Consider the following 14,614-nt stretch of genomic DNA (forward strand, 5'->3'; position numbering starts at 1 on the left):
GCTCATTACAGGCCGGTGGTGTTGGCCTGGAGTGAGCGCCGTTGTCAGCCAGAGGATTAAAGTCGACATTTCCCCGATAGGGCATGACCGGTGGTCGCAACGTCTGGCTTCACGCGCAAATTAGGCTTTGCTGAAAGGGATAAGCCGAGGCGCGCACAGGCTTTTGCGGCCGTAGCGACGCCCCTTCAGAACACCGTGAGTCTGAGGAAATCCCCCATGCTGACCTTGAATATCAATGGCAAGGATCAGGAACTCGATGTGCCGGCCGACATGCCGCTGCTTTGGGTCCTGCGTGACGTGGCGCACCTGACCGGCACCAAATTCGGCTGTGGCATGGCCCAGTGCGGCGCCTGCACCGTGCACGTCGATGGCGCGCCGTTGCGCGCCTGTATCACGCCCGCCACCGCCGTGGCCCACGGCCAGAAAATTCTCACCATCGAAGGCCTGTCCACGGACGGCTCGCACCCGGTGCAACAGGCCTGGGCCGAGCTCGATGTGGTGCAGTGCGGTTACTGCCAGTCGGGGCAGATCATGTCCGCCGCCGCGCTGCTGGCGAAAATCCCTAAACCCACCGACAGCGATATCGATCAGGCGCTCTCCGGCAATATTTGCCGCTGCGGCACCTATCCGCGAATCCGCGCAGCGGTGAAACGTGCGGCCGAGATTGGCTGATTGGGAGACAGACGATGAACAGTCCTGTATCGCGTCGCGGCTTTCTCAAGGGCAGCGTCGTGCTGGGTGGTGGTCTGGTGGTGGCGTTTGTCGTGCCCGGTGCCCATCGATTTGCACGGGCGGCGGAGAATGAAGGCAAGGTCTTCGCGCCGAATGCATTCTTGCGCATCGCTGCGGACAACAGCGTGACGGTGCTGCTGGGGCATTCGGAAATGGGCCAGGGCATCTGGACCGGCCTGACCATGTTGATTGCCGAAGAGCTGGATGCCGACTGGTCGAAGATCCGCGTCGAACACTCGCCAGCCTCGGCGGCCAATTACGGCATGCCGGCGTTTGGCGGGATGCAGATTACCGGCGGCTCGACCTCGACCTGGATGGAGTTCGACCGTTACCGGCTCGCCGGGGCCACGGCGCGGCAGATGCTGGTGGAAGCGGCGGCCAAGCGTTTCGACGTGGCGCCTTCGACGATCCGTACCGAGTCGGGTGTGGTGATCGCCGGCGATAAACGCGCCACTTACGGCGAACTGGCGGACGCCGCCGGGCAACTGCCGGTGCCGGATCCGAAGTCGATCACCTTCAAGGAGGCCAAGGACTGGAAGGTCATCGGCAAACCGACCAAACGTCTCGACACTCCGGAGAAAATCACCGGCCGCGCCAGGTTCGGCATGGACGTGCAGTTCGAGGGCTTGATGACCGCGATGGTTGCCCGTGCCCCGGTATTCGGTGCCACGGTCAAATCCTTCGAAGGCGCCGAAGCGCTGGCGGTGCCCGGCGTGCACAAAGTGGTGCAGGTGCCGACCGGTGTAGCGGTGATCGCCGATCATTACTGGGCGGCGAAACTCGGTCGCGATGCGCTGAAGGTCGATTGGGATCTCGGGCCGCACGCTGACCTGAGCAGCCAGGGCCTGCTCGACAGCTTCCGCAAGCTGGCGGCGACACCGGGCACTTCCGCCAGTCAGGCCGGTGATCCGAAGGGCAACTTCGACAAGGCGGCGAAGAAGATCGACGTCGAGTACAGCGTGCCGTATCTGGCGCATGCACCGATGGAACCGCTGAACTGCACGGTGAAGATCAGCGCCGAGAAATGCGAGATCTGGACCGGCACGCAATTCCAGACCCTCGACCAGATGGTCGCCGGCAAGATCACCGGGCTCAAACCGGAGCAGGTGGAAATTCACACTGAATTTCTTGGCGGTGGCTTCGGCCGTCGGGCCAATCCGACCTCGGACTTTGTCGCCGAAGCGGTGCAAGTGGCGAAAGCCGCCGGGCTGCCGGTGAAAACCGTGTGGTCGCGCGAGGATGACATTCGTGGCGGTTATTACCGCTCGATGTTCCTGCATCAGGCACGCATTGGCCTGGACGGGCAGGGTATGCCGCTGAGCTGGCAGCATGTGCTGGTCGGCCAGTCGATCATGGCCGGCACCATGCTGGAGCAGACCATGGTCAAGAACGGCATCGACGCAACCTCGGTCGAAGGCGTGGCCGACAGCCCGTATATCAAAGGTCTGGCTCATCAGCAGGTCGAACTGCATTCACCGCAAACCGGAATCAATGTGCTGTGGCTGCGTTCGGTGGGGCACAGCCACACCGCGTTCGTCATGGAGTCGCTGATCGATGAAATGGCCACGGCGGCGGGCAAGGACCCGGTCGATTATCGACGCACCTTGCTCAAGGATCATGCGCGGCATCTCGGGGTGCTGAATCTGGCGGTGGAGAAGGCCAACTGGACAGCGCCGCTGCCGGACGGGCACGCGTTGGGTGTGGCGGTGCACGAGTCGTTCGGCAGTTATGTGGCGCAGGTGGCCGAGGTCTCGCAGGATAATCTGGCGATCCGCGTGCACCGCGTGGTGTGTGCGGTGGATTGCGGGATCGCGGTCAATCCGCAGAGCATAGCGGCGCAGATGGAATCGTGCATCACCTTTGGCCTGGGCATGGCGCTGCACAGCAAGCTGACGGTCAAGGACGGTGCGGTGGTGCAATCCAATTATCACGACTATCAGGTGCTGCGGCTCAACGAGATGCCAGTGGTCGAAGTGCATATCGTGCCCAGCAGCGACAAACCCGGGGGTATCGGTGAGGCCGGGGTTCCGCCCACCGCGCCGGCGGTGGCCAACGCCGTGTACGCGCTGACCGGGCAACGCTTGCGTGAATTGCCGCTGCAACTGTCGGGGGTGTGAGATGAAACGACATCTGCTGTTGGGCACGGTGATCCTGCTGGGGCTGGGCGGCTATGCCTCGGACCTGTTCGCCGATGATCAGGAAGCGCTGAAGGCGTTCGACACGGTGCAGAAGGTGTTCCAGAGCCCGCGCTGCCAGAACTGCCACATCCCTGGCGACTCGCCGCTGCAGTTCGATGCCGGCAAACCACACGCGATGAATGTGGTGCGCGGCATGGACGGCAAGGGCGCCGCCGGTTTGCCCTGCGCCACCTGCCACGCCGAGAGCAATCCGCCCGACAGTTACGGCCCCCACGCGCCACCGGGAGCGCCACACTGGAGCCTGCCGCCGGCGGCGCACAAGATGGCCTGGATCGGCCTGCCACCGGACAAATTGTGCGCGATGATCAAGGACCGCTCCAGCAACGGCGACCGTGATTTCGCCGCGCTGATCAAACACGTCAGCGACGACAAACTGGTGCTGTGGGGCTGGAATCCCGGGGCAGGGCGTGCGCCGGTGCCGGTGCCCCATGACATTTTTGTGGCCCAGTTCAAGCTTTGGGCCGACGCGGGTGGCCCGTGTCCGGTGGCGGGCGGTTGAAGTGTGTGAGTCGCTGGCGAATCAGGCTACTCTAACGGTCATTGACCCTGATGGAGTGCGTGATGCTGGCCCCGATCAAACCCGCCAATGAAACCACCCGAATTCAAGCGCTGCATGGCTTGAATGTCCTCGATTCGGCGCCGGAGGAGCGTTTCGACCGCCTCACTCGCCTGGCCAAGCGCCTGTTCAACGTGCCGATTGCCCTGGTGACGCTGGTGGACAAGGACCGGCAGTGGTTCAAGTCCTGCGTGGGGCTGGACGTCACGGAAACGCCAAGGGACGTCTCGTTTTGTGGGCATGCGATCCTCAAGGACGAACTGCTGCTGGTGCCGGATGCCCGGCAGGATGAGCGTTTCCACGACAACCCGCTGGTGACCGGTGCGCCCAACATCCGCTTCTACGCCGGTTACCCGCTGACGGTGCCCAATGGCAACAAAATGGGCACCTTGTGCCTGATCGACACCCAGCCCCGCGAACTCGATGACGAAGAACGCGCACTGCTGCGGGATCTGGCGCAGATGGCCGAGCAGGAGCTGACGGCGGTGCAGATGGCGAGCATGGACGAACTGACCCTGCTGTCCAATCGCCGTGGCTTCAAACAGCTGGCGCAACATGCACTGGACGCTTGCGCGCGGCTGGACAAACCGGCGACCTTGCTGTTTTTCGACCTCAATGACTTCAAGCAGATCAACGATCTCTACGGTCATGCCGAGGGCGACAGTGCACTGAAGACCTTTGCCGATGTGCTGCGCATCGCCTTTCGCGAGAGCGACGTGGTCGGGCGCCTGGGCGGTGATGAGTTCGTGGCGCTGCTGACCGGCTCCAGTCACGTCGAAACCACGGCGATCATGGCCCGACTCAGGGAAATCCTCGACGAGCGCAACGCCACGTTGCACCGGGGTTACGCGATTCGCTTCAGCGTCGGCCAGATCGAATACGACCCGCAACGCCATGACACAGTGGATCGGCTACTGGCCGATGCCGATAGCGCAATGTACGAACACAAGCAGCAATTGAAGCGCGGTCATTGAGGGCCTCATCGCTGGCAAGCCAGCGCCCACAGATGTCGCGGGTGCTCACAAAATCCAGGTACCGCGCAGAACCCTGTGGGAGCGAGCTTGCTCGCGAAGGCGTCCGGCTCAACGCCCCCCTCTATTTGGCAAACAACTGCCCGATGTCCTTGAACGCCTTGAACTCCAGCGCGTTGCCACACGGATCGAACAGAAACATCGTCGCCTGTTCGCCCACCAATCCCTGAAAGCGAATCCCCGGCTCAATCACAAATCGCGTGCCCAACGATGTCAGGCGTTCGGCCAGCGCCTGCCATTGCGCCATCCCCAGCACCACACCGAAATGCGGCACCGGCACGTCATGCCCGTCCACAGCATTGGTGTGCGCGGCTTCCTGTGCAGGGTTTTTCGGCGCCAGATGAATCACCAGTTGATGGCCGAAGAAGTTGAAATCGACCCAATGTTCGCTGGAGCGACCTTCTTCCAGCCCGAAGACTTCACGATAAAAGTGGCGTGCGGCGGCCAGGTCATAGACAGGGATGGCCAGATGGAAAGGGCTTAACGACATGGCGCAATGCTCGATCAGAGGAAGTGCACTGAGTCTAGTGCTGTGAAATGTGATTGAAAGACGATAGTTTTTGCGCCGAGCTCAAATTATTTCGATCAGTCGAGGTGTGCATGCTGCGTGAACTCAAGACCTTTCTCGCGGTAGCGCGCCACGGCACGTTTGCTGCCGCCGGTTTGCACATCGGCCTGACGCAGTCTGCAGTCAGCGCGCAGATCCGCAATCTCGAACAGGCCTTGGGCATTCGACTGTTTGATCGCACTGGCCGTCAGGCGACGCTCAATCCCGCCGGGCTGCGCGCGGTGCCGATGGCGCAGGAAATGCTCGCAATCTTCAGCCGCATGGGTGAGAGCGAGGATGTCAGCGAGTTTCGCGGCGAGCTGAAAATCGGCGCGGTGGCGACTGCGCAGACCGGGCTGCTGCCTCAGGCATTGTTGCGCTTGCGTCAGCAGGCTCCGGGGCTGGAGCCGAAATTGGTGCCGGGGGTGTCGTTGAATCTGTTGAGTCAGGTCGATGCCGGCGAGGTGGATCTGGCGATCATGATCAAGCCGCCGTTCGAGCTGCCCAAGGAGTTGTCGGCGACGGTGATTCGTCGCGAGCCGTTCGTGCTGATCGTGCCGCTGCAGGTCGAAGGCGACGATCCGCTGCAGTTGCTCGCCGACCAACCGCAGGTGCGCTATGACCGCAATTCATTTGGCGGGCGTTTGGTGACGCGGTTTCTGCGCGAGCAGCGGATCGAGGTCGAGGTGGCACTGGAACTGGATGAGCTGGAGGCGATCGTGAAGATGGTCGAGTCCGGGCTGGGCGTTTCGCTGCTGCCCAAGGCTGGGCTGTGGCTGGAGCATCCGCTCAAGGTCAGGGTGATTGAGTTGGGTGAGCTGACGTTCTACCGCGAGATGGTCTTGTTGCAGCGCTATAGCCAGCGTAATCAGCCGGTTCAAAAACTGTTTGCCCAGTGCCTCGAATAATCCCCAAGCCCCTGTAGGAGTGAGCCTGCTCGCGATAGCGCCGGGTCAGTAATATTGATGTGTCTGGAGCACCGCTATCGCGAGCAGGCTCACTCCTACAGGGGATTTGGGGTGTTCAAGAAATTGCAGGCACAAAAAACCCGCCGATTGGCGGGTTTTTTATGGCTATCGAAAATTACTCTTCGATGTTGCCCATCGCGGTGGTGTTGAAGCCGCCGTCCACATACATGATTTCACCGCTGATGCCCGACGCCAGGTCGGAGCACAGGAAGGCGCCGGCGTTGCCGACTTCTTCGATGGTGACGTTGCGGCGCAGTGGGGTTTGCGCTTCGTTGGCGGCCAGCATCTTGCGGAAGTTCTTGATGCCCGAGGCTGCCAGGGTACGGATCGGGCCAGCCGATACGCAGTTGACGCGGGTGCCGTCCGGGCCCAGGGAGCCGGCCAGGTAACGCACGCCAGCTTCCAGCGAAGCCTTGGCCATGCCCATCACGTTGTAGTTCGGCATGGTGCGCTCGGCGCCCAGGTACGACAGGGTCAGCAAGCTGCCGTTGCGGCCTTTCATCATTTCGCGGCCAGCCTTGGCCAGAGCCACGAAGCTGTAGGCGCTGATGTCGTGAGCGATGCGGAAACCTTCACGGGTGGTGGCTTCGGTGAAGTCGCCGTCCAGTTGGTCGCCCGGGGCGAAGCCGACGGAGTGCACGATGCAGTCCAGGCCGTCCCACTTCTTGCTCAGTTCTTCAAAGACCTTGGCGATTTCTTCATCGCTGGCCACGTCGCACGGGAAGCACAGCTCAGGGCTCGAACCCCAGCCCTGTGCGAACTCTTCAACGCGACCCTTGAGTTTGTCGTTCTGATAAGTGAAGGCAAGCTCAGCGCCCTCGCGATGCATGGCGGCAGCGATGCCGGATGCGATGGACAGCTTGCTGGCGACACCGACGATCAGTACGCGCTTACCGGCGAGAAAACCCATGTGTTGCTCCTCTTTCAGGTTATTGCGCAGTGGCTGGTGCCAAAAAAGCGGCTTCCAGCAACTGCTGTGTATACGGATGTTTGGGGGCGGCAAAGATATCTTGCGCAGCTCCCTGTTCGACCACTTGGCCATGCTTGACCACCATCAACTGGTGGCTCAGCGCTTTGACGACAGCCAGGTCATGGCTGATGAACAAATACGTCAGGTTGTACTTGGCTTGCAGTGAACGCAACAGCTCCACCACTTGCCGCTGCACCGTGCGGTCGAGCGCCGACGTCGGCTCGTCCAGCAGGATCAGCGCCGGTTTGAGCACCAAAGCCCGGGCAATGGCGATACGTTGCCGTTGCCCACCGGAGAATTCGTGAGGGTAGCGGTGCCGGGTTTCCGGATCCAGACCTACCTCCTTCAATGCCGCAATAATCGCCGCTTCCTGCTCGGCGGCGGTGCCCATCTTGTGAATCCGCAGGCCTTCGCCAACGATGTCGCTCACGCACATCCGCGGGCTCAGGCTGCCGAACGGGTCCTGAAACACCACCTGCATCTCCCGCCGCAACGGGCGAACCTCGTTCTGCGTCAGGCAGTCTAGCTGCTTACCCTCAAAGCGAATGGCGCCTTTGCTGCCGATCAGCCGCAAAATTGCCAGACCGAGGGTGGATTTGCCGGAACCGCTTTCCCCCACGATTCCCAGCGTCTGACCCTGAGGCAGGCTGAAATTGATGCCGTCCACTGCCTTGACGTAATCCACCGTGCGCTTGAGCAAGCCTTTCTTGATCGGGAACCAGACTTTGAGGTTCTCGACTTCGAGCAGCGGCGCCCCGATTTTATTGCTCGCCGGGCCTCCGCTGGGCTCCGCGCCGAGCAATTCCCGAGTGTACGGATGCTGCGGCGAACGGAACAGCTCTGCGCACGATGCCTGTTCGACGATGCAACCGCGCTGCATGACACATACGCGATGCGCAATTCTTCGCACCAGGTTCAAATCGTGACTGATCAGTAGCAGCGACATGCCCAATCGAGCCTGAAGTTCCTTGAGCAAATCGAGGATTTTCAGCTGAACGGTCACGTCCAGCGCAGTGGTCGGCTCGTCGGCGATCAGCAGTTCCGGCTCGTTGGCCAGCGCCATGGCGATCATCACCCGCTGGCGCTGGCCGCCAGACAATTCGTGGGGCAGGGCCTTGAGGCGCTTGTGCGGCTCGGGGATGCCAACCATCTCCAGCAGCTCCAGCGTGCGCTTGGTCGCGACTTTGCCGCTCAGGCCCTTGTGGATGCCCAACACCTCATTGATCTGCTTCTCGATCGAGTGCAGCGGGTTGAGCGAGGTCATCGGCTCCTGAAAGATCATCGCGATGCGGTTGCCACGGATATGGCGAATGGTTTTTTCGCTCAGCCCCAGCAGATTCTGCCCGGCATAGGTGATGCTGCCGGCCGGATGGCGGGCCAGCGGGTAGGGCAGCAGGCGCAGGATCGAGTGTGCCGTCACCGATTTGCCCGAGCCGGACTCGCCGACCAGCGCCAGGGTTTCGCCGCGTTTGATGTCGAAGCTCACGCCCTCGACCACCCGGTGCAGGCGCTCGTTGAAGCCGAACTCGACGGCGAGGTCGCGCACTTCGATCAGATTGTCCTGATTCATTTCACTTCCTCGGGTCGAAGGCATCGCGAGCGGACTCGCCGATAAACACCAGCAAACTCAACATCAGCGCCAGCACCGCGAACGCGCTCATGCCCAGCCACGGCGCCTGCAGATTGGATTTGCCCTGGGCCACCAGTTCACCCAGCGACGGACTGCCGGCCGGCAAACCGAAACCGAGGAAGTCCAAAGCGGTGAGGGTGCCGATGGCGCCGGTGAGGATGAACGGCATGAAGGTCATGGTTGAGACCATCGCGTTGGGCAGGATGTGGCGGAACATGATTGCGCCGTTCTGCATGCCCAGTGCGCGCGCCGCACGCACGTATTCGAGGTTGCGGCCACGCAGGAACTCGGCGCGCACCACATCGACCAGGCTCATCCATGAGAACAGCAGCATGATCCCCAGCAGCCACCAGAAGTTCGGCTGAACGAAACTGGCGAGAATGATCAGCAGGTACAGCACCGGCAGCCCCGACCAGATCTCCAGAAAGCGCTGCCCGGCCAGATCGACCCAGCCGCCATAGAAACCCTGCAGCGCGCCGGCAATCACACCGATGATCGAGCTGAGTACCGTCAGCGTGAGGGCAAACAACACGGAAATGCGGAAGCCGTAGATCACCCGTGCCAGCACGTCGCGGCCCTGATCGTCGGTGCCCAGCAGATTATCCGCCGAGGGCGGGGCCGGAGCCGGGACTTTCAGGTCGTAGTTGATGCTCTGGTAGCTGTAAGGGATCGGCGCCCACAACACCCACGCATCCTTGGCCTTGAGCAGTTCGCGGATATACGGGCTCTTGTAGTTGGCTTCCAGCGGAAATTCGCCGCCGAAGGTGGTTTCCGGGTAGCGTTTGATCGCCGGGAAGTACCAGTGGTTGTCGTAATGCACCACCAGCGGCTTGTCGTTGGCGATCAGCTCGGCACCGAGGCTCAGGCCGAACAGGATCAGGAACAGCCACAGCGACCACCAGCCACGCTTGTTGGCCTTGAACAGTTCGAACCGGCGGCGGTTGAGAGGGGACAGGTTCATCTCAATGCTCCCGGCTGGCAAAGTCGATGCGCGGATCGACCAGGGTGTAGGTGAGGTCGCCGATCAGTTTCACCACCAGACCGAGCAGGGTGAAGATGAACAGAGTGCCGAACACCACCGGGTAATCGCGGTTGATCGCCGCTTCGAAACTCATCAGGCCCAGACCGTCGAGGGAGAAAATCACTTCCACCAGCAACGAGCCGGTGAAGAAGATGCCGATGAACGCCGACGGGAATCCGGCAATTACCAGCAGCATCGCGTTGCGAAACACATGGCCGTAGAGCACGCGGTTGCGCGTCAGACCCTTGGCCTTGGCGGTGACTACGTACTGCTTGTTGATCTCGTCGAGGAAGCTGTTTTTGGTCAGCAGGGTCATGGTCGCGAAGTTGCCGATCACCAGCGCGGTCACCGGCAGCGCCAGGTGCCAGAAATAGTCGAGAATTTTCCCGCCTAGGCTCAGTTCATCGAAGTTGTTCGAAGTCAGGCCGCGCAGCGGGAACCAGTCCAGATAACTGCCGCCGGCGAACACCACGATCAGCAGAATTGCAAAGAGGAACGCCGGGATCGCGTAACCGATGATGATCGCCGAACTGGTCCACACGTCGAAGTGACTGCCGTGCCGCGTGGCTTTGGCGATACCCAGCGGGATCGACACCAGGTACATGATCAGCGTGCTCCACAGCCCGAGGGAGATCGACACCGGCATCTTTTCCTTGATCAGGTCGATGACCTTGGCGTCACGGAAAAAGCTGTCGCCGAAATCCAGCTTCGCGTAGTTCTTGACCATGATCCACAGGCGTTCCGGGGCCGACTTGTCGAACCCGTACATGTGCTCGATTTCCTTGATCAGTGCCGGGTCCAGGCCTTGCGCGCCGCGATAGGCGGAGCCGGCCACCGAGACTTCGGCACCGCCACCGGCGATGCGGCTGGTGGCGCCTTCGAAGCCTTCGAGCTTGGCGATCATCTGCTCCACCGGGCCGCCGGGCGCGGCCTGGATGATCACGAAGTTGATCAGCAGGATGCCGAACAGGGTCGGGATGATCAGCAGCAGTCGCCGAAAAATGTACGCCAGCATCTGATTACTCCGTGCCCACAGGGTCGGCTTGCAGTTTGGTTTCGACTTCTATGGCAGGCTTCGCGTCAGGCTTGACCCACCAGGTGTTAATCCCGATGTCGTATTTGGGCGAGACTTTCGGGTGACCGATGTGGTTCCAGTACGCCACGCGCCAGGTCTTGATGTGCCAGTTGGGGACCACGTAGTAACCCCATTGCAGCACTCGATCCAGCGCCCGGGCATGCGCCACCAGGCTGCTGCGCGAGTCGGCGTTGATCAGGTTTTCCACCAGTTGATCGACGATCGGATCCTTCAGGCCCATGGTGTTGCGGCTGCTCGGTTTGTCCGCGGCGGCGCTCATCCAGAATTCGCGCTGCTCGTTACCCGGCGAGTTGGATTGCGGGAAGCTGCCGACCATCATGTCGAAGTCCCGCGAGCGCACGCGGTTGATGTACTGCGAAACGTCGACGCGGCGGATTACCAGATCAATGCCAAGGTCGGCCAGATTGCGTTTGAACGGCAGCAGCACGCGTTCGAATTCGGTCTGCGCCAGCAGGAATTCGATGACCACCGGTTTGCCGTTGGCGTCGACCATTTTGTCGTCGACGATCTTCCAGCCAGCCTCTTGCAGCAATTGATAGGCCTCGCGCTGTTGGGCGCGGATCATGCCGCTGGCGTCGGTCTTCGGGTTCTCGAAGGCTTCGCTGAACACCTGCGCCGGCAATTTGCTGCGAAACGGTTCGAGGATCGCCCGTTGCTCGGCGTCGGGCAGGCCGGTGGCGGCCATTTCCGAGTTCTCGAAATAGCTGCGAGTGCGGAAGTAGGCACCGTTGAACAGCTGTTTGTTGGTCCACTCGAAATCGAACAGCAGACCGAGCGCCTGCCGCACCCGCACATCCTGAAACACCGGACGCCGCAGGTTGAAAACGAAGCCCTGCATGCCGGTCGGGTTGCTGTTGGCGATCTGTTCCTTGATCAAGCGGCCTTCGGTGACCGCCGGGATGTTGTAAGCGTTGGCCCAGTTCTTCGCGGTCATTTCCAGCCAGTAATCGAACTGGCCGGCCTTCAGCGCTTCGACGGCGACGGTGTTGTCGCGGTAGTAATCGGTGGTCATCACGTCGAAGTTGTAGAAGCCGCGATTGACCGGCAGATCCTTGCCCCAGTAGTCCTTGACCCGCTCATAGCGCACCGAACGACCGGCCTTCACTTCGGTGACCTTGTACGGGCCGCTGCCCAGCGGAATCTCCAGGTTGCCCTTGGAAAAATCACGGCTGGCCCACCAGTGTTTCGGCAGCACCGGGAGCTGACCGAGAATCAGCGGCAGCTCGCGATTGTTGGTGTGCTTGAACTTGAACAGCACCTTGAGCGGATCTTCGGCGATGGCCTCTTCGACATCGCTGTAATAACCGCGAAACAGCGGCGAGCCGTCCTTGGTCAGGGTCTGGAAGCTGAACACCACGTCTTCGGCGCGTACCGGATGACCGTCATGAAAACGCGCTTCCGGGCGCAGGTAGAAACGCACCCAGCTGTTGTCCGGGGCTTTCTCGATCTTCGCGGCGATCAGGCCGTACTCGGTGAACGGCTCGTCGAGGCTGTGCTTGGTCAGGGTGTCGTAGATCTGCCCGACATCATCGGCCGGCACGCCTTTGCTGATGAACGGGTTGAGGCTGTCGAAGCCGCCGAACCCGGCCTGGCGGAAGATCCCGCCCTTGGGCGCGTCGGGGTTCACGTAATCGAACTGCTTGAAGTCCGCCGGGTATTTCGGCGGCTCGTTGTACAGGGTCACAGCGTGTTGCGGGGCGGCAATCGCCAGCCCGGCGAACAGCAGACCGCTGGCCTGCACGAGCAGGGCGCGGATGGGCGTCATTTATTGTTCTCCGAAGATTTCAGCCACCACGCGCTCAGGCCCAGGGTGTAGGGCGGCGTAGTGACGAAGGCCAACCGGTTGCGGTAGGCCAGTCGGTGATAATTGAGGTACCAGTTGGGAATGCTGTAGTGCTGCCAGAGCAGCACGCGGTCCAGCGCCTTGCCGGCGGCGACCTGTTCGTCGCGGGTTTGCGCGGCGAGTAATTGTTCGAGCAGGTGATCGACCACCGGGTTGGCGATGCCAGCGTAATTCTTGCTGCCCTTGACCCCGACCTGACTGGAATGGAAATACTGCCATTGCTCCAGACCCGGGCTGAGGGTCTGGTTGAGGGTCATCAGGATCATGTCGAAATCGAACTGATCCAGGCGCTGTTTGTACTGGGCGCGATCCACCGTGCGCAGACGCGCATCGATGCCGATGCTGTTGAGGTTCTCGATGTACGGCTGGAGGATCCGCTCAAGGTTCGGATTGACCAGCAGCAACTCGAAACTCAACGGCTGGCCCTTGGCGTTTTGCAGACGCTGGCCATTGAGCTTCCAGCCGGCCTCGGCGAGCAGCGCCAGCGCCTTGCGCATGGTTTCTCGCGGGATGCCACGGCCATCGGTCTGCGGCAATGTGAACGGTTCGGTGAACAGCTTCGCCGGTAACTGATCCTTGTACGGCTTGAGCATCAGCCATTCATGCCCGACCGGCAGCCCTGTCGCGGAAAACTCGCTGTTGGGGTAGTAGCTGGTGGTGCGCTGGTAGGCGTCGCTGAACAGCGCGCGGTTGGTCCATTCGAAGTCGAACATCAGGCCCAGCGCTTCGCGCACCTTGACGTCGCTGAAGGTCGTGCGCCGGGTGTTCATGAACAGGCCCTGGCTCTGGGTCGGGATCTGGTGCGGGATCTGCGCCTTGATCACCTCGCCACGGCGCACCGCCGGGAAGTTGTAGCCGTTGGCCCAGTTCTTCGCCTGGTGCTCGATGTAGATATCGAATTCGCCGGCCTTGAACGCTTCGAAGGCCACGTCGCTGTCGCGGTAGAACTCGACTTCCATGCGATCGAAGTTGTACTTGCCGCGATTGACCGGCAGGTCCTTGCCCCAGTAATCCTTGACCCGCTCGAAAATCAGCTGCCGCCCCGGCGTCACCGACGTGATGCGGTACGGCCCGCTGCCCAGCGGTGGCTCGAAGGTGGTGGCCTTGAAGTCGCGATCCTTCCAGTAATGCTGCGGCAGCACCGGCAACTCGCCGAGGCGCAGAATCAGCAACGGATTGCCCGAGCGTTTCATCACGAAACGAATGCGCTGCGGGTTGAGGATGTCGACCCGCGAGACCTCCTGCAGGGCGGTGCGGTACAGCGGATGGCCTTCCTTGAGCAGCAACCGGTAGGAGAAGGCCACGTCGTAGGCGGTGATCTGGGTGCCGTCGTGAAAGCGCGCCTCCGGGCGCAGATTGAACACCACCCAGCTGCGATCTTCGCTGTACTCCACCGATTGCGCGATCAAGCCATAGCTCGATGCCGGCTCGTCGCCGGACGGCGAATACTGGCCGGTGCCGACCATCAACGGCTCGTTCAGCTCATTGATGCCGTACTGCAGGAAATTCGCTGTGGTGACCGGGCTGGTGCCCTTGAAGGTGTACGGGTTGACCGTATCGAAGGTGCCGAACGCCATCACCCGCAACGTACCGCCCTTGGGCGCTTGCGGGTTGACCCAGTCGAAGTGGGTAAATCTGGCCGGGTACTTGAGCGTGCCGAACTGCGCATAACCGTGACTTTCGGTAATCGTCGCGCTTGCGGGTGAGCTCAAGGCCAGGCTGATCAGGAGCAGGAGGAGGGGACGCTTCAAGTCAGATCCGATCCAGGCGGCTTGGGCTTTTGTGGCCGTACAGTAACAGCTTGTCTGGACAGGAAAAAGATAGCGGGTTAATGGGCTGTTAATTGTGCCCGGAATCGCCCTGACTACAGATCAATTGTGGCGAGGGAGCTTGCTCCCGCTCGGCTGCGAAGCAGTCGCAAAGACGGTGGGTCGAATTTGTCGGGAAGATTGTAGGGGTCGCTTCGCGTCCCAGCGGGAGCAAGCTCCCTCGCCACAAGGGAACAACCTGACACTAAAAATT

At 61.4% G+C, this 14,614-nt stretch carries 12 protein-coding genes; 5 read left to right on the plus strand and 7 right to left on the minus strand.

Going from position 1 to position 14,614, the window contains the following annotated elements; genetic code table 11:
* Positions 1–216 precede the first annotated feature (216 nt).
* The 4 genes from ACIP8I_RS11845 to ACIP8I_RS11860 all read left to right on the plus strand — a co-directional run bounded on the left by ACIP8I_RS11845 (position 217) and on the right by ACIP8I_RS11860 (position 4,460).
* Positions 217–672, plus strand: a complete 456-nt coding sequence (locus tag ACIP8I_RS11845) for a (2Fe-2S)-binding protein (RefSeq protein ID WP_007965305.1) — start codon at positions 217–219, stop codon at positions 670–672.
* Between the two features lie 14 nt (positions 673–686).
* Positions 687–2,849 (plus strand): molybdopterin cofactor-binding domain-containing protein, encoded by a 2,163-nt coding sequence (locus ACIP8I_RS11850; protein ID WP_400761203.1) that lies wholly within the window; start codon positions 687–689, stop codon positions 2,847–2,849.
* A gap of 1 nt (position 2,850) precedes the next feature.
* Positions 2,851–3,429: a hypothetical protein gene (locus ACIP8I_RS11855; RefSeq protein ID WP_400761205.1), complete on the plus strand. Its 579-nt coding sequence runs from the start codon at positions 2,851–2,853 to the stop codon at positions 3,427–3,429.
* Positions 3,430–3,491: 62 nt separating this feature from the next.
* Entirely contained in the window at positions 3,492–4,460 is a 969-nt protein-coding gene (locus ACIP8I_RS11860; RefSeq protein WP_400761207.1) for a sensor domain-containing diguanylate cyclase, read from the plus strand.
* A gap of 121 nt (positions 4,461–4,581) precedes the next feature.
* On the opposite strand, the gene ACIP8I_RS11865 is transcribed toward ACIP8I_RS11860, so the two are convergent.
* On the minus strand, positions 4,582–5,007 hold the full coding sequence (locus ACIP8I_RS11865; RefSeq protein ID WP_108591910.1) for a VOC family protein: 426 nt from the start codon (positions 5,005–5,007) through the stop codon (positions 4,582–4,584).
* Positions 5,008–5,117: 110 nt separating this feature from the next.
* On the opposite strand from ACIP8I_RS11865, the gene ACIP8I_RS11870 reads away from it, so the two are divergent.
* The gene (locus ACIP8I_RS11870; RefSeq protein ID WP_400761209.1) at positions 5,118–5,972 is read left to right on the plus strand and encodes a LysR family transcriptional regulator; all 855 of its coding nucleotides are present in this window, start codon (positions 5,118–5,120) and stop codon (positions 5,970–5,972) included.
* Positions 5,973–6,147: 175 nt separating this feature from the next.
* Here the strand turns inward: ACIP8I_RS11870 and fabI are convergent, their stop codons facing one another.
* The 6 genes from fabI to ACIP8I_RS11900 are packed head-to-tail and all read right to left on the minus strand — an operon-like array spanning position 6,148 to position 14,343.
* Positions 6,148–6,942: an enoyl-ACP reductase FabI gene (gene fabI / locus ACIP8I_RS11875; RefSeq protein ID WP_003202751.1), complete on the minus strand. Its 795-nt coding sequence runs from the start codon at positions 6,940–6,942 to the stop codon at positions 6,148–6,150.
* 19 nt (positions 6,943–6,961) lie between these two features.
* Positions 6,962–8,572 carry an ABC transporter ATP-binding protein gene (locus ACIP8I_RS11880; protein ID WP_400761213.1) on the minus strand — a complete coding sequence of 537 codons (1,611 nt, stop codon included), beginning with the start codon at positions 8,570–8,572 and terminating at the stop codon, positions 6,962–6,964.
* A gap of 1 nt (position 8,573) precedes the next feature.
* Positions 8,574–9,593 carry an ABC transporter permease gene (locus ACIP8I_RS11885; protein WP_007965317.1) on the minus strand — a complete coding sequence of 340 codons (1,020 nt, stop codon included), beginning with the start codon at positions 9,591–9,593 and terminating at the stop codon, positions 8,574–8,576.
* Between the two features lies 1 nt (position 9,594).
* Positions 9,595–10,668: a microcin C ABC transporter permease YejB gene (locus tag ACIP8I_RS11890; protein WP_003224148.1), complete on the minus strand. Its 1,074-nt coding sequence runs from the start codon at positions 10,666–10,668 to the stop codon at positions 9,595–9,597.
* 4 nt (positions 10,669–10,672) lie between these two features.
* On the minus strand, positions 10,673–12,514 hold the full coding sequence (locus ACIP8I_RS11895) for an extracellular solute-binding protein (RefSeq protein ID WP_400761215.1): 1,842 nt from the start codon (positions 12,512–12,514) through the stop codon (positions 10,673–10,675).
* Positions 12,511–14,343, minus strand: a complete 1,833-nt coding sequence (locus tag ACIP8I_RS11900) for an extracellular solute-binding protein (protein WP_400761217.1) — start codon at positions 14,341–14,343, stop codon at positions 12,511–12,513. Before ACIP8I_RS11900 ends, ACIP8I_RS11895 begins: the two co-directional genes overlap by 4 nt.
* Between the last annotated feature and the right edge of the window lie 271 nt (positions 14,344–14,614).

Source organism: Pseudomonas sp. NPDC088414, from assembly GCF_044753325.1.
Taxonomy (GTDB): domain Bacteria; phylum Pseudomonadota; class Gammaproteobacteria; order Pseudomonadales; family Pseudomonadaceae; genus Aquipseudomonas.

Excerpts from the sequence above, each read along its gene's own strand:
- ACIP8I_RS11890 (WP_003224148.1), bottom strand. The coding sequence starts at position 10,668 with ATGCTGGCGTACATTTTTCGGCGACTGCTGCTGATCATCCCGACCCTG.
- ACIP8I_RS11885 (WP_007965317.1), bottom strand. The coding sequence starts at position 9,593 with ATGAACCTGTCCCCTCTCAACCGCCGCCGGTTCGAACTGTTCAAGGCC.
- fabI (WP_003202751.1), bottom strand. The coding sequence starts at position 6,942 with ATGGGTTTTCTCGCCGGTAAGCGCGTACTGATCGTCGGTGTCGCCAGC.
- ACIP8I_RS11880 (WP_400761213.1), bottom strand. The coding sequence starts at position 8,572 with ATGAATCAGGACAATCTGATCGAAGTGCGCGACCTCGCCGTCGAGTTC.
- ACIP8I_RS11895 (WP_400761215.1), bottom strand. The coding sequence starts at position 12,514 with ATGACGCCCATCCGCGCCCTGCTCGTGCAGGCCAGCGGTCTGCTGTTC.
- ACIP8I_RS11850 (WP_400761203.1), top strand. The coding sequence starts at position 687 with ATGAACAGTCCTGTATCGCGTCGCGGCTTTCTCAAGGGCAGCGTCGTG.
- ACIP8I_RS11860 (WP_400761207.1), top strand. The coding sequence starts at position 3,492 with ATGCTGGCCCCGATCAAACCCGCCAATGAAACCACCCGAATTCAAGCG.
- ACIP8I_RS11865 (WP_108591910.1), bottom strand. The coding sequence starts at position 5,007 with ATGTCGTTAAGCCCTTTCCATCTGGCCATCCCTGTCTATGACCTGGCC.
- ACIP8I_RS11845 (WP_007965305.1), top strand. The coding sequence starts at position 217 with ATGCTGACCTTGAATATCAATGGCAAGGATCAGGAACTCGATGTGCCG.
- ACIP8I_RS11870 (WP_400761209.1), top strand. The coding sequence starts at position 5,118 with ATGCTGCGTGAACTCAAGACCTTTCTCGCGGTAGCGCGCCACGGCACG.
- ACIP8I_RS11855 (WP_400761205.1), top strand. The coding sequence starts at position 2,851 with ATGAAACGACATCTGCTGTTGGGCACGGTGATCCTGCTGGGGCTGGGC.